This window comes from Chryseobacterium gossypii (assembly GCF_041361455.1).
GTDB classification, from domain to species: Bacteria; Bacteroidota; Bacteroidia; order Flavobacteriales; family Weeksellaceae; genus Chryseobacterium; species Chryseobacterium gossypii.
In genome coordinates this window covers 91,664-115,323 of sequence record NZ_JBGCUR010000005.1, presented here as the reverse complement: position 1 = coordinate 115,323, position 23,660 = coordinate 91,664, and the positions used below count along the sequence as shown (strand labels likewise).

The following is a 23,660-nucleotide window of genomic DNA, read 5'->3' as shown; positions in this document are numbered from 1 at the left end:
ATAAATATGAGAAAAACCTTATCATTAATAACAATAATATTGATATCGTTATTAAAATCACAAACATCAACAATAGATATTCAGGATGATTATCTAAATCAACCCGATGGATTTTATAGAAAAGACACAAATAATCTTTTGGATTCATTTACCGGAACATATTTATATACTAATGGAAATAATAATTTTAAAATTACTTTAGTAAAGAAACTAATGCAATTTAATGGGAGATATTATGAGGATTTGATAATTGGTGAATATCAATACATTGAAAATGGGACCGAAAAAATAAATACATTATCTCAGCTTGATACGGTATATAATAATCAGAGAAAACACTCAATAGCAGGTAATCACATTATTACTAATAACAATACCCGTTTGTGGCCATGCCCACAATGTAATCCTAATGAAATAAGACTAGATTTAGGTATTATGGATACTTTTTCCCAGAGATCGGCAAGACTTTTTTTAAGAAAGATAATAGTAAATGGTCAGCAGGTTCTAAAAGTAAAAATATCTAATATTAATTCAGTTGTTTCCAATCCTGCAATGCCTGCTCCAAAAGAATTTTCATTACCAAGAGGTGAATTTACGCTTATAAAACAATAGATAAATTTGTTATATCATTTTAAGCTACACTTTTTAAGTTGTGGCTTCTATTCGTCAATTAGCTAATTTAAAAAAATGGAAATTGATAAATGCCATCAAAAGAAAAATGGTTAATAATTAATTAACCCTTTCAATTGCACCCGTAACCGAAGAAATATCGAAACATTTGGTGCAAGATTTGGAAAGAATTTTCTTATTAGTGCTCAAATTTTACGAAATAAATTGTGTTTTGGAATTCTTAAAATTTAAAAGAATATAACCAGTACTCTGAGGGTGATCTAAAAACTGAGATCGTCTATTCCTGAAAAAAGTTGATGTTGGCAATTTATTTATCAACTTCTGAAAGGTGAAATGATAGAAGGTTATTGAATTATCTTCCGTGGAATTCGAAGAGCAAAAAAGGAGAGACGATTGATGGGAATAGCTCCTTAGATATGTTAACAGAAGCCATGAAGAAGGTAAAAAGTAGATTGCAATAAAAGAACTAGAATCTCTAAAATATTATCTGGGCATTTAATGAGATTTCCAAATATCTGTGTTAAAATCATCACTAAATACGTATGTAGTATGTAAGTAACATATAGATATTGTACGTGTATGATGTAAGTAGCTTGAACATATCTTAAAGTATTGCTTTGGTATATTAAATTTGCTACAGTATTATATATAATTGTTGCTTATCTTGATACATTTTTTGGATTTCCAAATATCCGTGTTAAAATCATCACTAAATACGTATGTAGTATGTAAGTAACATATAGATATTGTACGTGTATGATGTAAGTAGCTTGAACATATCTTAAAGTATTGCTTTGGTATATTAAATTTGCTACAGTATTACATATAATTGTTGCTTATCTTGATATATTTTTTGGATTTTATACGTACACTTATGGTAATTAGCAGTGATTTATACAAATTAACTAAAAGGATATTCATTAGGTTCATTAATTAATCTCACGGTTTTAGAACTAGAAGTTGAGGAGGTAAGGATTTGTAAATTTTTAGAATGTTCAGGCAATGATGTCACAAATAAAAATATAAATGATTTTGGGTGTCTTTATTTTTTTCGTGTATATACACCCATTTAATATCTGCTCCTTTAGCAGCTGAACAAAATATAAACATATTAATTCAAGCTAAATCGTAAATGAATTTGATAAAGCTGAATTAATATCATAAAAATTAAAACGTTTTATAACGACACAAGCATTTTACTTTAATTAAATAAATGAAAAACAACTAAAATTTGCAAACATGAAAAAGATTTTATTTTGTCTAGTGATATCACAGACTTTATTCTCTCAAGTAGGAATTGGTAATACTGATCCAAAGGGAGCTCTTGATATCAGAGGAGCCGGAACAAAGGATATGGGGCTTGTTCTTCCTGAAACAGCAAATACTGCTAGTATGAAAACTCCCAAAGGATCACCTGTGTTAGAAGGAACAATCGTTTGGGACAATGTGGAAAAGTGTATGAAGATCAAAACACCATCTGCTTGGTCTCAATGTATAGTTAGTAAAGATAATTTACCAATTATTAACGATGATCTTAATACTCTCTTAGAAACTGGAAAAACGCCTATACGAGTAAAAAGAGACTCGAAAGGCTATCCAATGTTTACAGCATCTGCAACTGGCTTAGCGTATGTTAACTCTGTTTCATCAAATCTCTATGGAGCAGGAAATAATAACATCGATTATCCTCCTCTTACCGACCGGGTGGGTTCCGGGGTTAATCCAACTTTTGTGACAACTTTGAAATTTGTAAGTCATGCTTTGGGTGGATATACTGTAGTTTCTGATAGCTACCTTTATTCAGTTGGAGTCACCGAAGATGGTACAGTTTATGCAGTTGGAGCTAATCCATACGGACAATTAGGAAGACCTTCAGGACAAACTTTAAAGGATTATACAAATGTAACTAACTCTATTGAAGGATTGCAACCAGGAGAAAAAATAATAAAAGTAGCAGCAGGAGGTGCAAATGTTGCATTATTATCAAACCAAGGAAATGTTTTTATGGCAGGATATAATTATTATGGTACAAATGGAAATGGAATTGCTCAAAACTCTTACCAAACAACTTTCAAAAAAATAATTTTTAGAACCAACGATAACACAACAAATGCAGATAAATTCATTATAGATATCAATTTTAATACCAGTGAAGGTGAATGTATATCAGCAGTATCATCTACCAATAAACTCTTTGTATGGGGAAGAGTTTTAACTAGTGGCTTAATTTCTTACAAACCAAACACAGGCTCTGATGATGGCAACTTTGGAAACACTGTTTCTAGTACCTCAACTGATGGGCAATATACTCGAAATCCCACCAATGTTACACGAACTTATGATACATCAGAAAATATACTTGGGGGTGCTACAATAAAAAAATTCATTGTAGGAGTTGGAAATTCCTATTTGCTTCTTAATGATGGTAGATTATTTGGTACTGGTATTACAATGGGGCTGAATGATCCTTACTCGACTGCTAATACAACATCTTACACAACTTCTCCTATACTTCTGAATTCATTACTGTATCCAGGCACTAATTATACAAACACTTCTACTATTGCAGATCAACATAAAGTTATTGACTTTTCTTATTGTACTGTAAATCAAAATTCAGGAGGGTTATTTCCATTTGTATATTCAGGTAATATGGTTGGAAGCTCTTTTTCAGCTAGTAATGGATATGCTTATTCATTAGCAATCACCAAAAGTGATTTATTTATGAAAGGCTGGAATTATTACGACAATTCTTATGGATCACGTTTAGCAAACAACTTTACACCAGAATTTATACCAACTTGGACTTTATTTGACAAATCACAAACTCAATTTTCTGGTATGGAATATGTTTCAGTGAATGCTTGTATTTTAAGGTCCACAATAGCAGTTAAAAAGCCTACTGATAATGATACGGTAGGAGTAAACTTGTATACTGCAGGTGATGGTAGATCAGGCCAAGGTGGCAGCACTGTAAGAGAATCTTCATCTGGAGTAGCAATGATATTTAAACCCATTACATACTAGTAAATATAAATACTTACTTATTTATGAATTATAAAATAGAAATTTAAAATTGGCAATAGATTAATATTGAATTAAAAAATATATATTATCTGTTTAATTATCTCTTTAGAGAAAAGACTTTGCAAAAATGGCAAAGTCTTTTTTATGTTTAGTAGTGCAATAATAGTTTTTGTGATTGAAAAAGGATTATAAATTTGAATGTCAATACGTTATTAATTATGATACAATTTCCATTCTCTCAATGTTAATAACAACCTTTATTAAGTTTCAATTTTTGATTTATATTTTAATAAATGAGACCAAATCCTGATTTAATTAATATTCAGCAAATAAATTTCCAGCGTATCTTTTATCCGTCCTTTTTCTAACTTAATAATCCGCAAGATTGATAAGGTCTGCACTGTTACTAAAATTAAATTTTACTTTTCTTATTTTTTCCAACTATTGATAATAAGCTACAATTTACCAGCTTGTTTATTTACCATTCTTCTGCTCATTTCATAAACCATAGTTAGCTTTGATAAAAAGGTAGGCCATATAATGTACATTAATTATTTAACATAAAAAAACAAATATAAAAAACAGATGTTATTTTTCCTTTTCTTTCTTTTAAAGGAGAAAATAGTGATATTCGGTGCTGGAATTGCATTCTATTTAATTACAGGTGATATATTATTACAATTGAAGATAAAGGAACTGTTTCAAGATTGAAATTTATTAAGAAATAACTCTTTGATTCTATGATAGTGAAGCTCGGTTAAAAGCCGGGCTTTTTATGTAACTAATACTTGCGGGTAACTTACGAAAGTAAAGTACAAGGTTAATAATAATATTTATTCGAAGAGAATACCTCGAGGTAGTTTATTTTTGACAGATGAATTAATAAATAGGATTATAGATCCTGTATTTTATTTTTTCTTTATCCGGTTATGAAGGTTCACCAGAGTTGAGTTATAGCGTTTTGCGATAAACCTTTTGGTAGAACCATTTTTAAGTAAAGCCTCTATTTCCAGTTTGTGGGCGTCTAGCTTACTTTTTCCTGGTCCCTTAGGTCTTCTCAATTTTATCCCACTAGCTTTCTTTGTCTGCAAAGCTTCTTTTTGTTCTTTTGAAAATCAAATCTCTGATACCATAGAAAATACCATTGCCATCACTTTACCCTGTATGATATTGCCAAGTTGCCAGTTTCCCTTTACAGAATAAATATTGATCTGGGTAGTAATGGAAATTATTTCCATACATTCAAGCATACTGAACTCCAATCTGGAAAATTCATTTAAGATAGTATCTCCTTTTTGTAAGTGCTTTATTATCTGTGATTTCCATAAATCAGTCCTCACTCGCAATGCGTAAGATTTACAGTAATAACAAATTACATAAAAGATTTATTTTGGGTAGCCCCCCATAGAATTTTAAAAAGCTTTATATTTCTATATAGCTTTTGATTTTATGTTTAACTTTAGCCTACTTACCATCTGATTGGGGTTTTGAAAAGTTTCAATTTTAGGGATTTTTACAAAGGTTTTTCATCCCAGCCAACTGGCTTCACATCCTTAGGTTTTAGATGGAGGAAAATTAATATATCGGAAGCATGAGTATAATCTTATGGGTCTTGTGCATCAGTTGTACTAACGATGTTGCTGATGTTTTCCTTTCAAACTGACTCTTTTTTTGTATATGATTTCAACAACTTTTATAAAGTTTAAACTTCTCCGTAATCTATAGATATAAATTTACTATTAAATTGACAAGCCAGCTTTAAATATTATTCCAAAAACTGTTTCATCTTTTGTATAAAATGAAAAATATTTAATATAAACGCTTGCTTTATTAATATTAAATTAATGTTTTATCTGTATATATTCTCTTTTTTTGTATTGAAAAACTATGTTGATTTTAGAGATCGTATTCAGATTTCTTCTTCTGTTGTTTAAGAAGGGATTGACTAAAAAACACCTTAAAACCCATATTGAAAAATGATGAAACAAAATTTAAATTTCATTTACCTGTTAATTGTATTATTTGTTACCAGCTGTCAGACAGAAAACTTAGAAATGAGTGAAATCAATGAGGAAACTAATGTTTCTGCTTTAAGAAAAGGAAATAATGAAATTACAGTGATGGCATATAACCTTCACCTTTTTGTTCCTTTTACTACTTTGGAAGACGCAGTGCGACAAGAGAAAATTATTCAGTTTATAAGATCAAATTCATCTGCTAATGATGTCCTTTATCTTTCAGAGATTTGGAGGGATGACACAAAGAATGAGTTTGTTGAAAGTCTTAAAGATATATATCCTTATTCCATGCATTCCAATACTACAGTTATTAATCCAGGAGACGGATTGCTTATTTTATCTAAATTTCCCATCCAGGAAAGTAGTTTTAATGCTTATAATGATTCGGCAGGGGATCTTGGACTTGTTTCTAAAGGATTCCATAAAACAAGATTTTCTACCCCAAATGGAGATTTTTATTCTTTTTTTACTCATGCTCAGGATTCAGGTCATATCTCCATTAGAAAAAAACAATTTGAACAGATTAAATCAAATATGAATGATCTGGAAGGAATACCTTCTATTATAACAGGGGATTTAAATGTAATAGGAGACAGATTACTGGAATATACCGATATGAAGTCACTTTTCGCTAATTATAAAGATTCTTTCAGGGAATCTAACTCTATAAGCGGATTTACATACGATAACACGTTAAATAAACTTGCCGATTATTTTTATCCTGTTGCATCAAATGGCCCTACCCAGGAAAGACTGGACTATGTTTTAGTCTCTGAAGGACTTAATACTGTTTCATCTCAGGTTATAAGCGACTGTAATTATCAGTCCTCCTATTTTAATTCAATCATTCCATGTTCAGATCACTATGGAATACAGTCTACACTTTCATTTACAAAAAGTATCCACAAACCAGAGGCATATGTTGTTAATACCTATAACGAAGCTGTTGATAAAATTAATGGTTTAAAAGCTGCTTATGGAACTGGTCAGTCAGCAAAAATAATCATTCATAACAATTCAAACAGAGATCTTGTTTTTTATAACAAAACACAATGGTATAACAGTACATTTTTTAGTTCTCCTCCTTCAAAGATCTCTTCTGGTAAATATGGAGTGATTTTAGCTACACACGATACAGGAGAGGCAACCGGTGTTTTTAATCAGCTCACTTATGTTTTAGGGAGTGTAAAGCTAAGTTTTGGAACTTATGTTCCCTGGTCTTATGCTTTCACAAATAATGTCCTTGTCGGATTTAATGAAATAACAAAAAATGATCTGGAAACCAATAGTACCCGCCCAAGTCTTAGTAAAGTAAAGGATAATATTAAATTGACAGGTAAAATATCTACGGGAGATAGTCCTTTTGTGGAGTTTTCAGTGGAAAATAATTAAATGTAATTTTAGGATATATATGAATAAAAGAGGTATCTCAATTTGAAGTAGCCTCTTATGTGTAGAATTTTTAAACAAATAAACTAATTAAGCTTTTTCTTCACAAAATGTCTTTATTATATCACCCCATATATTGATCATTGGTCACTATAGAATTCAATAAAAGAGAGGCTGAAAATACTTTGGTCAGGTTGTGCCTTCCAACAATTTTTCTAATACGGTCTGCAAGGCTTTTAAGCTGTGTAATAATATTAGGTTGGTTTCATTAACCTGTGTAAAAAATACTTACGTCATTTTAACGAGCTATGAAAATAAACGCAGATACAATTTAATGCTGAATAATATAAGTATAACAACTTTTAAACAATATGAGGTAAAAGTATAAAAATTTAAAAGCATTGGAAAACGTCTATTAATTTTAAATCCGTTAAATTCTATTTTGAGATCCACAATTTCAGAAAGAAAACCTTTGGTATTATTAAAAATTTTCACGCTAAAGAATGAATATTGGATTGAATAGAAAATAGCTGACAGAATCTAAAAGATTGAAAGCTTATTGCAAATAAAAACCCGGAAGAAAATTACAGAAGAATACAATGTCTATTAGAAATGAGATATTGAAGCTTTTTAGCCGTATCATAATTTGTAGAATCGTGAAAAATTGACTTTAATAATCCGTTCAATATATATTTTCCTGAAATCACCTCTTATTAAACAATAGCTTGATCTAAGCTAATTTTTCAATAGGGTTACTCCTTACGATGCGCGAAAAGACTTTTCTGACCAAAGGAAGGAATTGTCTTTTCGCCAAATTTTAATAAGCGACAATGAAGGATTGTCGCTTACTCTAGTAATTGTAAAAGCTTATTCAAAGATATCCTTCATCGGCAAACGACATATAATCTGTTGAAGTTAGAATACAGTGATCTAATAATTTAATATTTAAAATTCTGATGCACTTTTTATGCTCAGAGTAATTTTTAAGTCTTCCGCTGAGGGTTTTAAATTCCTGATGGGTGATTAATGTGCTACTATAATGGCAGTTGCACTGCACAATAGGGCTGCTTGCATAATAATTCTTAAATCAACTTACCGGATTCAGATATTTTCTTGATACCTAAACTTTGTTTGCCTGATTTAGATACAATGCAAAAAACGATTCTCTATAATCTATTTCATCAGAGTCAAAGTATTGACGAAATACCTCAACGGCAGCACGTGAACAGCTTATTAATTTCTCAGAATTTCCTTTTCGTGAGTAGATTAACTTTATTTCATTGACAATATTAAAATCCATGTGATTGCTCTTGTACGGCAGAGACTTGAGTTTCCCGTACCTGTTATATTTTAGCTTTGTTTCTCATCCCTTCTCCAGCTTATTCCTTAAAAGCCTTTCAGGCTTCGCTGAATATTTTTTCAAAAGAAAAACCGGAAAAAATAAAGCAGATATGAAGTGTTGACAAAGAATAAAAACCAAAAGGAAACGGAATAATTGGAGGGTACCTTCGGGAAGGAAACCGTTTATGCCGTAGTCTTTGGTGGATTAGCAGATGGCTGACAACAATACCCTAGCTGCCTTTTTACCGGCTTTATTATGGAAAATGTTAAGTCTAATAACAGTCAATAACCTGTTTTTGTATATGAAATAATGTTTAAGTTAACATTGTTGATTTTATTTGTATCCTTAGGTGAATCTAAGAACGATGAATTTCTTTGCATCAATTTTCTCTTGTTGCACTTAAAAATAAATTTAAAGGTAATCACATTTTTTGCAAATAAAAAATTTTTGCTGCCTGATGGTGGATATTAAGTGTTCCGCTGGATTTACGTGTTTTTAAGCGTCACACATTTATATTTAAAAGCCAAATACATCACATAAGTGTCTGGGTTTACTTTCAGAACACTTGTCCAATACTTTTATTAAAAAGCATTGATATGGAGAAGAAAGTGAAATTAGTAACATAACCGTTGAGGAGATTATCAAAATTTTTAAAGAAGAGGAGGGAGTTGAATTAAGCATTGAAGATGCGAATGATATTCTAAGCTTTCTGACGATGCGAAATTTCGAAAAATTAATCAATAATCCCCAAAAAGAAAGGAAAGCAATTCTATTAGAGATAGATCGTTTAAACAGCAGATTGAAACAGGCAAGAAATAAACTGATGCAGGAGGTAATTGATGATGAAATTATCTTGAAATTAAGACCGACTGTAAAAGGCAAATTGAAAAGTTCGAAGCTAAATTAACTAAAGGAAAAGATAATAAGAAAATAGATTTTAAAACTACTAGACCAAGCATTATCGAACCTAGTAGACCTTGCGAAAGCCTAACCGATGAGGATATCAAGGTAAAACGTAAAATAATTGGTTCGATATTTCCTGAAAAATTGCAATTTTCAAAAAAATCATTTCGAACCACCCGACCCAATGTTTTGCTATCTTATATATATCAGATAAACAATTTAGGTGCGAAAAAAAAACCGGAAAGAAGTGAATTATCATCTCTTTCCGGTCTTGTACCCGTAACCGAAGAAATATCGAAACATTTGGTGCAAGATTTGGAAAGAATTTTAGAAATTAATAATCCAGTTATGTGAGCTTGATGGGATTATCTTCAAAACAATTTCTTGCTAATATTGATCGAATTTTAAAAGTATTAATAGATAATTTTGAAGTTTAAAAAAGTAATAGTGTTTTTGTAACCCGGATGATAGGATGGAGCATACTTTTATATAAACCAAAATCTTGAATTTCCTTAAATACTTATGATAGGTAGGAGTTGTTTTGAAATGTGATTGAAACATTAGAGTAAAAAGCTTATCTATTTAGGTCACACCAAAAGGTGTTCGCGTACTGCCCGTATTCCCTGGCTTGATAAATACTACAGCATCCCCAGCCGGGTTGGGTGAGATTGCAAGAACCGCTAACAGTACTATGGAAGAACCAACAAAGTGGCTGCGTATATAATTTTTTTACGAGAATAAAAACTATTGATAAGGCTCAGCTGGAAAAATAAGTCATATATTACTTATCCTATTAAATAAATTTTTACATCTAACAGGGAAAGTAGTTCTAGATTTATAATCTTATAAAGATTATTGTAATAAATAACAAAAACCGCCAAAAGGCGGTTAAATATATTAAAATATGTTCCGAAATCAATTTTGATTCCAGAAAGGCGTGTATTGATTTTTAACAAAAACCTGAGCACTACTAATATTAGGAACATGAGCAGAATTTGCTGCATATTCGGAAAACGGATATACTAATCTATAAGGCTTATTAGGATACTGAGCTGTAGTAGCCATAGGCGTGTATGGGTATCCCGTTCTGTTGTATTCTATAAACATTTCAGTAGGATTAATATTCGTTAAAGCAATCCATTTTTGCGTCATAATAGCCTCCAATTTCTGAGCATCACTACCAATCCACCCTAGTCCAGGCCTAGCATTAATACCAGTAATACCAGGACCACCTGTTAAATAAATTGCCATTTGTGCAGTATTCACACCTAACCAAGCTGCATTCGCATTTATTGCATTCGTAAACTTAGCTTGGCCATCTATTGCACTAAACATAGCAGGCCAACGAAGAGCTGCTTCAGCCTGCAATAAATCACTTTCTGCTATAGAAAAAAGAGAACCTCCTCTTGTATTATTATCACCAATTATGCTAAGCCATGCATTCGTATTGACAGGATTATAAATATTAGAAGTAAAGTTACCTATTCCCATATTAGAAGTATTAACATTATTAACTGGCACACCCGGTTGCCCAGGTATATTCCCTTGTCTAATCCCTTTTAAACCAACAAAAGGATTTCCATTTGCGTCAACAGAATTTACATTCGTAAACAATCTACTTCTTCTAGGATCTTTAAGCCCCGTAAACTTTGCATAATCACTGCTATTCAAAATAACATTTCCTTCTAATGCATTTGCCATATGCTCGGAGACCACTATAAAATTATAGTTCTGTACTGATGTATTTGCCGAAGTCCTAGCCCATGTAAGAACATAAGGATTCATTTGATCATCATTTCCAGAAGAGTATCCGGGATTAACAGTTACTTCCTCTTCAATAAATGAACCATCCGCTCCATTAGAAGTCCTAGCAGAAAGCGCTTGTAGTTTTTGATTTCTGTATGTCTGCAAATCTCCTGTAACTTTAGACATCCTAATCAAAAGCCTCAGCATTACTGTATTAGAAAATCCTTTCCATTTATCCATATCTCCTTTAAAAACTATATCAGGAGTAGTTATTGGCAAAGCATCTGGATGCGCCGCATCCAGCAGAGCATTAGCTTCTTCTAGTTTAGAAATTAAGCTTTTGTAGATATCTACATCATTATCATACACTGGCGAGGTATTTACCTGTCCTTTGAAAGCCTCACTATAAGGAGCATCTCCATACAAATCTACGATATATTGCATATAGTATGCCTTCATAATTTTAGCAACAGCAATATAATTATCTTGTTTATGATCAGGATTTGCAAATTTTTCCATCTGGTCGAAATTAGCAATCTTGGGATACAACTCCCAGATTCCAGTATAAAAAGTATTATCTACACTATTAAGATTAAATTCTCTCTGAAAAGGACTGGTGAAAGTATAAGCATTTCCAGCCCAGCTGTTCATCATTAAATTACCAAACTGCATCATTGTACCAGCTTGGGTTCTATAAGCAGTACTAATAGCACCCGGAAGCATAAGTTCTGGAGTAATATCTTCCGCTTGAATTGCATTCGGATTGTCATTGACATCCAAATAATCATTGGAACAAGAGGTTGCTGCAAGACCTAATGCTGCAACTAAAAGTATTGTTAAAAATTTATTATTCTTCATGTTATTCAAAAATTAAAAAGTTACATTTAGGTTAAAACCAAAATTTCTTATACTAGGATACTGTCCATTAAGAGCAATACCAGCAGCATTTCCAGAAGTTGAAGCCGTTTCAGGATCTGAATAATTTCTGTTATCCTTAGCATAAATGAAGAAAGGATTTCTTGCATAAACACCAATTGATAGCGAATTAACAAATGTGTTGCTTAAGATTGATTTTGGCAGGTCATAACTTAAGGCAATTTCTCTTACTTTTAATGCCGTCCCATCAACAACAAATTCTTCCCCAACAGACTTGTATGGCCCAGTGAAATACGCATTTACACCAGTATATGAAGGATCACTACCTACTGGCGTTATGTTAGGAACATACTGCCCATTCACTAACTGAACAGAATTCGGAACCACATACCCTTTTGATCTGTCAAAATCAGCAGTTTTCTCCGATGAACCCATACTTCCTAATAACGACTTATTGAAAGCAACAAAGCTATTCCCAGTTCTATAATCAGCCACCGCACTCAAGGTTATTCCTTTGAATTTGAATGAAGTACTGAATCCTAAAATATAATCCGGATTTACTTTACCTAATACTTCAAAAGTAGAAGTCGCCAAAGGAGTACCTTTTGCATTTACTATAATATTTCCATTGGGATCTCTTTGATATTTAGTTCCCTTAATTACCGGAAAATTTTCTCCTTTAACAGCAAAAATACCCACACCAGGCGTTCCATAGGTTGATAATGCTACTTCATCAGCACCATCAGCCAATCCTAAGATCTTAGTTTCATAAGTAGTATAAGATCCTCTTACTTTCCATTCAAAATCTTTCGTTTTGAATGGCGTAAATCCTAAATCCAATTCCAACCCCTGGTTTCTGCTATTCCCAATATTATCTTGGAATGCTACAATACCAGAAGCTAGAGAGGTAGTAATCGTTGTAATCAAGTTATCTGTATCATTTCTATATACGGAGCCATCAAAGGTAATACGATCATTAAATAATCCTAAGGACAATGACGCCTCTTTAGATTTAAGGAATTCAGGCTGAATACCTTGATTATATAAAGTTGTAGCTGGTAGATAAGATGATAAACTATTAAAAGGATATCCAGTCGGGAAAACCCCAACACGATCCAATCCATAAACAGGCACAGTTCCCGCGTTACCCACTTTACTATAAGACAAACTCACTTTAGCATAATTCAACACCTTTCCTTTAATGGAGGCAAACGCCTTAGTAGGAATGAATGATGCACCGAAAGAATAGTATGGGTAACCTTTATTACTAAAGTCCAATTTCTCTTTATTTGGACCTACCGGATTTTGACTTAAAACAGAGTTTTTCTCATATCTGAAAGTAGAGTTGAAATATAAGAAATCTTTGTAGCCCAAATCCAAGTTAGCAAACCAAGCATAAGATCTTTGCTGGTTCTTACTATTATCAAGGTTATAAAATTTATCCGGCTGTAGTACATTATTAATATGATACCAACCTGGTACCTGCAAATTCTTACCACCAACAGAAGTTATTGAAGAAGAAGTATCCTGAATATTATGCCCAACATTAAATTTCAAGTTCAGATCATCATTAAGGTCATAATTAAAATTAGCCATCAAATCTCCATAATATCTAAAGCTAGATGCAACGCTTTTATAATATTCAGAAACAACCGGCTCCGGACCATAATCTGTAGGGTGGGTACCGTCGATAGGAGTCCCAGTTCCGTCATATAATCTATCGTATGCGAAATCATTTAAATGACTTTCCGTTATAGTAGACCCCATTACCGCAGTCCCAGCATAAGTAAAGGATTCTTCTACAAACCTTCCTGATTTTACAGCTTGTGCCCAATTACAGTATGGGCAAATGGAAGATTATGCAGTAAGAATTGTAAGTAATCTGGGAACATCTGAGGTAAAAGAAAGTTTTGAGACCAGAATCGTATACAAAAGCAGATAATAAACTTCAATTAATCGGAGGGAAAAATGCTGTATTTGGAGATTACCAGATTTTTGACATGAGTGGTAGGGTATTGCAAAAAGGGACTTCTAAAACAAGTGAAGTTCAAATCAATCAAGCATTACCAAAAGGAGTATATATTATCACTTACTCTGATAAAAAAGAATCGAAGAAATTCGTAAATAACTAAATAGTTTTAAAAGCCCTTTCTTAAAAGGGCTTTTATATTGATCTATATGATAATATTTATCATATGACGTAAACTACTTTTGGGAGACATGAAATTAATAGCTAAGGACTATTTGGACAGAAACGAAAAGATCATATAGAACTATGCTCAAAACAGGTGGCTGTCATCTATTTTAATAATCGCAATTATTACTTAAGATTCTACATACTTATATACTACATGGCCTATTTGTGCATTTGTAGAACATTAAATTAATTTATTTTTGTTGCTATATAATGCAAATTTATTTAAAATAACATAATATGAAAAATTTGTTAAATTTTGTTTTACGATATCTCATAATTTGTTTTTTCTTTACCTCATGTAATGAGTCAAAAAGTAATTTTAAAAGTAATTTTGACGATAAATTATTTTTTCAAAATGAAAATTTAATTTTTAATACTCAATTTGATCAAGTCATTCTATTTAATAAAAAGTATTATAGATTAGCAGATAAAAGGCGATATTGGGGAGGAAAAGCTATGACTTTGCTTAATTTATTATTTAATTACACCAGAGGGGGGAGTTTGCAAAAAACCTTTAAATTTTTAAATAAATCTTTAAAGGTGGAAAATAATTTTTTGGCAAACTTTATGTCAGCAATGAACCATATAGAAAATAACGATTATGACTCTGCTAGAGTTTATATTAACAACACATCAAATTTAGTTGCTAGAAATAAAAATATATACTTTACATTTCTTCTTAACTGTGAAAAAGGCTATTTTTTCTATCTCACGAATGATTATAATAATTCTGAAATTTTTTTTAAGCAATCGATCAAGGATTATTATTCAGGTAAAAGTAAGTTCTTTACTCTAGATCTGTATAGACCATATGAAGGATTGATTCAAATTTATAAAATGGCAGGACAAAAAAAAGATGAAGTGTTTTATAAAAATGAATTAGAAAAAGTAAATTTAAGCACTATTGAGCATAATAAAAAACTAAATAATACTACTTATGATTTTATCTATGAAATTAACAATATTACAAAGAAAGAAAAAAAACTTAAGTATAGTATACTAATATTGGGGCTACTTTGTATGTCATTTTTTGGATTTTCTTTCTTTATATCAAATTTCAAAAGTAAGCCTGATTATATTCCCGTTCATTTAACAAATGAACAGACAGTTGAAGTAATAAGGAATATGAATTATAGAGAAAAGCTTGATGAGGTTATCAATTTAATTAAAAAGAACAATCCTATTTATGTAGTTAAGTACAAAGAAATAGACCCACTATTTATTAATAATTTAACTAAAAAATATCCTACAATAGAAGAATCAGAAATTGCATTTTGTATAATGCTGAAATTAAGATTTTCATCAAAAGAGATTGCTGATTTTACTTGTGTACAACATAAATCAGTCCAACAGAAAAAATATAGATTACGCAAAAAGCTTAATATTCCCAAAGACATTGATCTATACAAATTTTTCGATAATATTTAATTGATTTTTTTCCATAACTAATTAGTGATTGATATATAAGGAAAGCTCTTACCTTTAGTATAGAAATACAGTGTAATTGCATGGAAATCAATTAAGTGAAAAATTCTGGAATTTAACTATAAACATTTCTTTTATAAGATTTTTCAATAAATGCTGTAAAAATATTTCTAATTAAAAGTAAAATATCAATAAGTAGGCATTTTACATCTTTAAGAATCCAAAATTTGACATGTTTTTGCCTCGATTGTAAATATCGAAATTAATTCTAAAGTTGGTGAAAACATAATTTAAGATATTTGATAGCAGCAATATTATTATTAGTATAACTATCAATAATATACTAATAGATTTTATTGTTAACCTTGGATATTTTCTGTTTCGTGCGTCTACTTTTTAGTTAGACTAATCAAAATCAGATATTCAATAGGAGACTAAATATTTAGGTTTTATTGGTGAAAGTATAATCATTGTTTGGAAATCATAGACTTATTTATTCGTCTGAAAGCTTAATATTTAAATATTAAAAAGTAATATATAAATATACTTTGAATTTTAGAGGTATATTTTATTTGGAATAAAAATCTACAGTAGTAGAATGTACTACATGGATACCTCATGTTTATAGAATGATTGTTGAGGTTTTCATATATAACTATTTTTGTTAGACTAATTATTTTTTTATGAAAAAACTATGTATTTTTTTATTCTGTAGTTTGATAGGAGTTTCTGCCATGGCGCAATGGACTCCTGCAACATACGAAAGAGGAGGGAAGCTAGGATCAAATTATGTCCGAAGTTATTATAAGCTTGATCTTGACAAAATCAAATCACAGCTTAGAACTGCTCAAGAAATGGGACCTAACTCTAAACCTGTAGAAATTTTACTTCCTACTATGGATGGAAAAATTGAGAGATTCGCTGTTTATAGCTTTCCGGTAATGACAAAAGATTTTGCTGATCGGTATCAGCTAGGATCTTATGCAGGGGTTAGTTTGGACGATCCAAGTAAATACCTGAGATTTTCTGTTGCTCCAAATGATTTTCAATCGATGATCATTCAAAATGGTAAATATGAATTTATCGAGGCCGTAAACGCCGATAAAACAATTTATGGAGTACACCCTAAAACAAAGAAAGATGAGAATGGATTTTTGTGTTCAACACCGGAAGATCATGTGTCACAAAGCCAAATCAATGAATTGTTGAAAGAAGGAAAGTCCTTTACCAATCAACCAACTAGCTTTTCTAAGAATTCTGACAAAAAGTACAGAACCTTGAGGCTAGCTATATCAGTTACTGGTGAATATACACAGTATTTCGGAGGAGTAGCTAACGCGCTTGCGCAGATTAATGCGACAGTAACAAGAGTGAATGCTGTATTTGAAAAAGATTTTGCATTACATTTAAATGTACTCAGTTATCCAGCAATTATCTATGCAGATCCAGCTTCTGATCCCTATGCAACTGTTACTGATCCTCAACGGCCTCCAGGTTCTTGGAATACATCACTTCGTGATGTATTGGCCACGAATGTTGGACAGGCTAACTATGACATAGGACATTTATTTGGTGCTTCCGGAGGAGGAGGAAATGCTGGTTGTGTTGGTTGTGTTTGCCTAAGTCCTATTGGTACTACTAATGATCCCATAGTAGGTTATGGTAAAGGATCAGGTATTACATCTCCTGCAACCGGAACAGTAAATGCTTCTGCTTCGCACCCACCTTCAGGAGATACTTTTGATATTGATTATGTAGCTCATGAGATGGGACACCAATTAGGAGCTAATCACACTTTTGCACACAAATTAGAAAATTATGGTGTAAATATGGAACCTGGTTCAGGAAGTACAATTATGGGATATGCTGGTATCACAAATCAATCAGCGCCTCCAGGAACAACAACTGATGTTCAGCCTCATTCAGATCCTTATTTTCATATTGCGAGCATCAAACAGATTCAAGCTAACTTAATTGATAAGACTTGTGATATAGAAACGGATATCGCAAATAACCCACCTGTTATAGCTGCATTGCCAACATATAATATTCCTTTGGGAACTGCGTTTGTATTAACGGCTTCTGCAACTGATGCGGAGAATGATCCATTGACATATACCTGGGAAGAAGTAGATAATGCAAATGTTACTATTAACAGTGGTAATATTGGAACAACTTCCACAGGTGCATCGTTTAGATCAGTTGCACCTTCAACGAGCCCAACTAGATATTTTCCTAAGTTTGCTTCAGTAATGTCTGGGGTTCTAAATAATTCAAATAATCAATGGGAATCTGTTTCTATGGTGCCAAGAACAACTAAGTTTTCTGTAACTGTAAGAGATAATAACCCAGCAGCAAATCAACAGCAGACTCAATTTGCAGAACAAACTGTTGTGGTTGGAAGTAACGGGCCATTCAAGATTAATACTTTATATGTAAATAACAATGTTCCTACTGCAATAGAGTGGGATGTTGCTAATACTACTGCAGCTCCATATAATGTAGCTAATGTAAAGATTGATTACACGACAGACAATGGAACAACATGGACTGTATTGTCAGCTTCAACTCCAAATGATGGTTCTGAAAATTATACATTCCCATCTTCTTTGAATGGACAGACTATTAAAGTAAGAATTTCTGCAATAGGAAATATATTCTATGCAGTAAAATCAGTAATGATTACTACACTTGCGCCTTGTAACGGAGCTGCTCCAACAAATCTTGTGGTAACAAATATTACAGCATATTCTGCAGACGTTACATGGCAGCCAGTTGTAGGTGCTACGTATAAATTGCGTTATAAAAAAGTAAGTGAGGCAAATTGGACTGAATTGAGTTTGAATACTGCCTATACAACTTTAAATAATTTAGTAGAAGGTGCTGCCTATGAAGTACAAGTCGCTACTATATGTAGTGGTACAACAGGGACTTATTCTCAGCCTACGAATTTTACAATACAAACTTTGACGTATTGTGTAACTCAAGTAACCAACATTGATGATGAGTTTATTTCTAACGTGACAGTTGCGAACATAAACAATACTTCTGCAAAAAGTTCTTACACCAATTATACAACTAACCCTGCTCTTCAGATTAATGTAATAAAAGGCAGTACTTACCCAATTTCAGTTACGATCGGAAATCCAGATGTTGATGCAGTAGCTGCTTGGATTGACTTTAATAAAAACGGTGTATTTGAAAGCTCTGAAAGAGTTCTTAACTATCCTGTTGGTGCTATAACAGGTCCTGTCACTGGTTCATTCACGGTTCCACAGTCGGCTGTGACTGGTTCGCCTATGAGAATGAGAGTTGTATTAGTATATGGAGGTACTAGCAATGTGGGAGCTTCGCTACCTAGCCCGTGCGGAACATTTAATTATGGAGAAGCTGAGGATTATAATGTTGTAGCAACGGCTACTTTAGGAACTTCAGAAACTGTTATTAAAAACGATGGCATCCAGTTATATCCTAACCCTGCAAGTGATGTATTAAATATTACTAAAGTTTCTGATAAAGCGACTTATAAAATTTATAGTGTTACTGGCCAGTTGGTAGGTAGTGGAAATATCAGTGGTGGAAAAATTAATGTTTCAAGTTTGATGAAGGGTGGATACATTATTACCATTTACGAAAATGAGAAAATGATTTTAACTTCGAAATTTATCAAAAAGTAGATTGAAAAGTATTTCTTTTTAGATAGAATAACACTTACTACAAAGCAGCAGAAATTCAAATTTTTGCTGCTTTTATTTTATATGTGTTTGACAGTTTAATATATTAAATGTTTCTCTTTAAAAATTAGTCAAGGAAACTTCAATTAGCCTTATTCATCTTTATTTAATAAAATTAATACCCGCATTATTTGAACGATCTGATTAATCCTTAAAAAAGTCTTACCAGTATTGAGAAAAAGAATTCAGACTTGCCTTTAAAGGGTACTTATACGTAGGTTCAGTGGACGAAAAGTAAAATAATGTAGTTAAAGATAAAATCTATTAATATTTAAATTTAAATAGATTCAATAAATAATAACTTTTCTTAGTGACCTAAACTCTCTTTTTAAGCTTGATGCGGTTTTCTCAAACATAGTCATTGGAATATGTAAGGAAGGCTTTGCCACTCAAGAAGAAGGGATGGAAGGTCATAAAGTAAGGGCAAGAGGCTCAAGTTTTGTAGACCATTATTCCCAGGCAAAACTATTTTACAGTCAGTTTGCGTTTGAAAAAATTCACCTAAGGTGCATTAGTTTTTTAGCTTTCAAAAGTGACCATATCTGCTATTAAAGGAAGAATGATGAAACTGCTAGCTTTTGTAGACAAAGGTTTAGCTCATGATGTAGAATCCAGATTAGATGTTTAGGTTAAAATTCTCGATCAGCCCAACCAAAGTATTCCTGCAGATGCCGATACTGTAAGTCTTCAGAGTTCAGAAATTGAACCTTCAATAAAGTTTTCAGAAGCTCTAAGTATGGCAAATACAATTAAAGATACCATTGAAAGTCGTGTAATTGGCTTTCTGATGACTGACACGTTTGATGTTGTTTTTACCGATCATTTGATAGAAACAATAAGTGTGGATGTCGTTGTACAATATATTGCTGATTCTTTGGTGCTAGTGAAATCTTCGGATGGCCAGGTGTACATTCCAGATCATTCATTATCTACAACATCAAGTGTTTGTTTTGCCCTCTATATCTGCGGTGGTGCAAAATCTGCAGAAGATTTTCGGAATTTGATTTTGCAGATAAAAGACATCAGTTCATTGCGGTCATGAAGGGTCCGTGTAGGATGTTGTTTTCTTTAGTTTTTAATGGATTATAATAATTTTGTTTTTGTAAACTAATGTCGTATTTAATGTATTTGTCATAAGTGAAATTGATGTTTAATGAATTTTTCATTTTATTTAATGTTGTGGTTGTGTGAATTAATAATTAGGTTCTTAGAAAGAGTTGATTTGGCGTGTCTGGAAATATAGTGAGATTTCATAGTAGTTTTTTTGTGGTGAAGGGTCCGGTAATTCCGGACTCTTTATGTTTTTATAATTTCTTAATCAAATAAATCCCAAGCCTGAATTTATTTCTTCCACGTACTGCTTAGTATACTTTTAAATGAAAAACAATATTGCAACTATAGGCATCACTAGGCTAGGAATATAGATAATAAGATAAAATATTTTGGTAAATTTGAAAAAGACACATTTAAATTGCTTATTTACAGTATTTATAGAGAATAGTAGTATCATAATAATTAAGCCTTCTTAAAGACCAGATAATAGTAATTTTTGATGGATAATAGTAGTAAAATGGTAGTAAATGGTAATTTTTCGGCGTTTCGTTTTTTTGCTTTTTGAAAGGTAAAACGATGCTCAACCTATTTATTCATGGGCGATTACAAAAAAATAATTTATTTCTGAAAATATTTTAAATTAGATATTAAACTAATATAGAATCAGTGTAACAAAATTTTATAATTTATATTTGTACATCAAATCAATGTTATTTAACAAAAAACAGAATAAGTATGAAAAACAGATATTATTTGTATTTTTATGTGTCGTTCTTTTAATATCATGCCATCCTTCAAAAAAGGAATATCTCAGAACTTTTGATTTACCGTTAATGAAGCAAACTGAGAAGTTTTGTCTTTTAGGGAATTTAAATGCAGGAATCAGTCTCAATAAACAGTATCTTATGATTGCTGATAAAGAGAAATATGAACCCGGTAAAGCAACCTGCTATACTAATCTTGCTCTTCTCAATTATTATAAGGGTAATTACAAAAATAGTTTATTATTTTTACAAAAGGCTGACTCTATTTTAAAAAATTCAGATGATATGATCCATAAAGCGCATCTATATAATCAGTATGGAATGCTCAATCTGCTTCTTTTAATGGGTGATATAGGCCATCAATATTTTGATAAATCACTTTATTGTTTAAAAAAAAGCGAAGATTCTGAAACGAAACAATATCTGCTACAACTGGTTTATATTAATAAGTCTAAAGTCCAAGGAGATTCTTCCTTAATATATGTTCATAAAGCCAGAGATATTAAAAAAAATGTCGCAACAGAAGGGATGATCGCAGCTTTACATTTTCAAAAAAATGAGTTGGATTCAACCCAGATTTATCTTAACAATGGGATCGAAATAGCTAATAAAGAAGGGTTTCCAAATGGCAATCATGGTTTATTATATTTAATCGCCGGGATGTACTACCAAAAAATGCATCAGTACAAAAATTCAGAAGAAGCTTATCAAAAATCATTGAAAAATTTTGTAGCTACAAAAGAAACTTTTGGAAAAAATATTCAATGGATTTATTTAGATCTTGCTAATTTATATAACGAGACTGGTGATCAGAAAAGAGAACATCAATTTAGAGATCTTTTTTATAAGGAAAAAGAAAAATTTGAAGAGGATAGGGCTAAAACAGCCAACCTTTCGACTAAAACTTTTATAGCTGCGATAAAAAACGAGGAAAAAGAAGGAAAAAACAGGATATGGCTTTTTATCATCCTATCTGGAATTCTTATTATTTTTATTTCTTTTTTTGTATTCAGAAACCTAAAACGATTACAAATAAAGAAAAAATTCCATTTTATGAATTGTAACAGTTAGAAAGTGAAAATCGACTTCTACAGTTCCTAATAAGAGATAGCAGCCACTACCCTGAAAAGGATATTCTTCAAGACAATTTGGAAAACGAGCCGTATCAAAATATTCTTCTTCGGCATCGATCCAGATACCAAAATACATCGTACCTTTTTTGGTAGGAACATGCTTCCTTGAAACCAGATACGCCAGCAATATCTGCATTTCTTGTCTGATTATTGTTACAATCGATGCAGATCACTTTTGGAAATTTAATCAGTTTATCTTTTGGTGAATTGAATGGGTGTGAATTTTCACCATCATAATAGGCATCAAATGATTTACCAAATTGACGCCTGATATCTGAGGCTTTAAATTTATGTTCCTCGGAATTTGCGTCATTATTTTGACATATCAACATTTCATAATTTCTCAAGGATTTTTAAGAGATTTGATTTTTTCGTTTTAAGTCTAAAATTTCTTTTATATTAGGAGGATATTCGCCATTAAAATATTCATAGATCAAGGGATTTTTAGAAAAAAAATGACCTGTTAGGTCTACCCAAGTTTCGATGGGTATCTTACCATTTATTTTAAACAATTTTTTTGACTTTGACTTAATTTGTGAATGATCTTTTCTGTTGTAGTTAAGGTCAGAATCTCGTCTTCGGAAATATTCTTCTTCAGTATAGAAATGAAAAGCTCCATCAAAATGTCTAAAACTAAGGGTGCTCATATCAAATTCTGCATGGACATATCTGACAGGGAAATAAATAATATCATCAATTTTTACTTTGATATGTTCACTTTTAAATTCCTCCGCCTGAAACGTTTTAATATTTTTTGATAAAGCCCATTTGATATCTAAGGAGTATGTATCTGCAAAGAAAAAGTTAATTTCAGAATCATTAAAATCCAGTGATGGCCTTAGTTTTACCAATTGGTCAGAAATGCTCTCTACATTTTGATTAAAAACAGAACCGTACCAAGTATCTAACTCTAAAATTGCAGCATTATGTACATCAATTTTTAAATTGTGCTGATCCAAGCTTATTTTTATTTCATCATAAGTGGTAGGGTCTATAGCCCAAAATTTATTAATAAATCTAGGCTGGAAGCCATTTAACGAGGAGTAGCTCCGCCGGAATAAAGGACTAGCCATTGTTATATAGTTGTTTGCAAAAAAATAGCCGTCAGAGAATATTTGCTTTTTAAATTTAGAGCTGAGCAATTTATAATCTAAAAGACCGTCTTTATCAGGAATTAGATCTTCGTTTAACTTCAAAAGTATTTCAGGTGATTCAACAACAATGCCTGATATTTGAGTGTACTTAAAATCTTGAGTAGTTAATTCTATATTTTTACTCGCAGCAAAGCGTATAAAGTCAAGAATTATTTTTTCATTGTTTTTCAATGCCTTTTCCGCCTCTCTTTCAAGTTGTTTAATATAATTTTCTCTAAAATCAGACATTTCACTCATAATCGTTAGTCTTTACTATTAAATGCTTTGTA

The 23,660-nt window shown here is 31.7% G+C and carries 14 protein-coding genes and 1 pseudogene; 8 read left to right on the top strand and 7 right to left on the bottom strand.

Annotated elements, in window-relative coordinates; genetic code table 11:
* The first annotated feature begins 6 nt into the window (after positions 1-6).
* Positions 7-612 (top strand): DUF6705 family protein, encoded by a 606-nt coding sequence (locus ABMQ40_RS05155; protein WP_370897223.1) that lies wholly within the window; start codon positions 7-9, stop codon positions 610-612.
* Positions 613-1,869: 1,257 nt separating this feature from the next.
* Positions 1,870-3,657: an RCC1 domain-containing protein gene (locus ABMQ40_RS05150; RefSeq protein WP_370897221.1), complete on the top strand. Its 1,788-nt coding sequence runs from the start codon at positions 1,870-1,872 to the stop codon at positions 3,655-3,657.
* A 908-nt stretch (positions 3,658-4,565) separates the two neighbouring features.
* Here ABMQ40_RS05150 and ABMQ40_RS05145 read toward each other — a convergent pair.
* Positions 4,566-4,718 (bottom strand): hypothetical protein, encoded by a 153-nt coding sequence (locus ABMQ40_RS05145; protein ID WP_370897219.1) that lies wholly within the window; start codon positions 4,716-4,718, stop codon positions 4,566-4,568.
* A 54-nt stretch (positions 4,719-4,772) separates the two neighbouring features.
* Complete coding sequence (locus tag ABMQ40_RS05140; RefSeq protein ID WP_370897217.1) at positions 4,773-4,997, bottom strand: hypothetical protein; 225 nt, start codon at positions 4,995-4,997, stop codon at positions 4,773-4,775.
* Between the two features lie 636 nt (positions 4,998-5,633).
* Here ABMQ40_RS05140 and ABMQ40_RS05135 point away from each other — a divergent pair.
* Entirely contained in the window at positions 5,634-7,067 is a 1,434-nt protein-coding gene (locus ABMQ40_RS05135) for an endonuclease/exonuclease/phosphatase family protein (RefSeq protein ID WP_370897215.1), read from the top strand.
* An 868-nt stretch (positions 7,068-7,935) separates the two neighbouring features.
* Here ABMQ40_RS05135 and ABMQ40_RS05130 read toward each other — a convergent pair.
* The 3 genes from ABMQ40_RS05130 to ABMQ40_RS05120 all read right to left on the bottom strand — a co-directional run bounded on the left by ABMQ40_RS05130 (position 7,936) and on the right by ABMQ40_RS05120 (position 13,698).
* Entirely contained in the window at positions 7,936-8,121 is a 186-nt protein-coding gene (locus tag ABMQ40_RS05130; RefSeq protein WP_370897213.1) for a JAB domain-containing protein, read from the bottom strand.
* A gap of 2,103 nt (positions 8,122-10,224) precedes the next feature.
* Entirely contained in the window at positions 10,225-11,913 is a 1,689-nt protein-coding gene (locus ABMQ40_RS05125) for a SusD/RagB family nutrient-binding outer membrane lipoprotein (RefSeq protein ID WP_370897211.1), read from the bottom strand.
* A gap of 12 nt (positions 11,914-11,925) precedes the next feature.
* Positions 11,926-13,698 (bottom strand): TonB-dependent receptor domain-containing protein, encoded by a 1,773-nt coding sequence (locus ABMQ40_RS05120; RefSeq protein WP_370897209.1) that lies wholly within the window; start codon positions 13,696-13,698, stop codon positions 11,926-11,928.
* Positions 13,699-13,841: 143 nt separating this feature from the next.
* Between ABMQ40_RS05120 and ABMQ40_RS05115 the strand changes: the two genes are divergently transcribed.
* The 5 genes from ABMQ40_RS05115 to ABMQ40_RS05095 all read left to right on the top strand — a co-directional run bounded on the left by ABMQ40_RS05115 (position 13,842) and on the right by ABMQ40_RS05095 (position 22,175).
* Positions 13,842-14,063, top strand: a complete 222-nt coding sequence (locus ABMQ40_RS05115) for a T9SS type A sorting domain-containing protein (protein ID WP_370897207.1) — start codon at positions 13,842-13,844, stop codon at positions 14,061-14,063.
* 302 nt (positions 14,064-14,365) lie between these two features.
* Positions 14,366-15,556, top strand: a complete 1,191-nt coding sequence (locus ABMQ40_RS05110) for a helix-turn-helix transcriptional regulator (protein ID WP_370897205.1) — start codon at positions 14,366-14,368, stop codon at positions 15,554-15,556.
* A 680-nt stretch (positions 15,557-16,236) separates the two neighbouring features.
* On the top strand, positions 16,237-19,230 hold the full coding sequence (locus ABMQ40_RS05105) for a reprolysin-like metallopeptidase (RefSeq protein ID WP_370897203.1): 2,994 nt from the start codon (positions 16,237-16,239) through the stop codon (positions 19,228-19,230).
* 793 nt (positions 19,231-20,023) lie between these two features.
* Positions 20,024-20,329, top strand: a complete 306-nt coding sequence (locus tag ABMQ40_RS05100) for a type 1 glutamine amidotransferase family protein (RefSeq protein ID WP_370897201.1) — start codon at positions 20,024-20,026, stop codon at positions 20,327-20,329.
* Positions 20,330-21,047: 718 nt separating this feature from the next.
* Complete coding sequence (locus ABMQ40_RS05095) at positions 21,048-22,175, top strand: hypothetical protein (RefSeq protein WP_370897199.1); 1,128 nt, start codon at positions 21,048-21,050, stop codon at positions 22,173-22,175.
* On the opposite strand, the pseudogene ABMQ40_RS05090 reads toward ABMQ40_RS05095, so the two are convergent.
* Both ABMQ40_RS05090 and ABMQ40_RS05085 read right to left on the bottom strand, forming a co-directional pair.
* A pseudogene (locus tag ABMQ40_RS05090) lies at positions 22,152-22,364 on the bottom strand (single stranded DNA-binding domain-containing protein); the annotation flags it as partial. The gene ABMQ40_RS05095 and the pseudogene ABMQ40_RS05090 overlap by 24 nt on opposite strands.
* 226 nt (positions 22,365-22,590) lie before the next feature.
* Positions 22,591-23,628, bottom strand: coding sequence for a hypothetical protein (locus tag ABMQ40_RS05085; RefSeq protein ID WP_370897197.1), 1,038 nt, complete (start codon positions 23,626-23,628; stop codon positions 22,591-22,593).
* Positions 23,629-23,660: the final 32 nt, after the last annotated feature.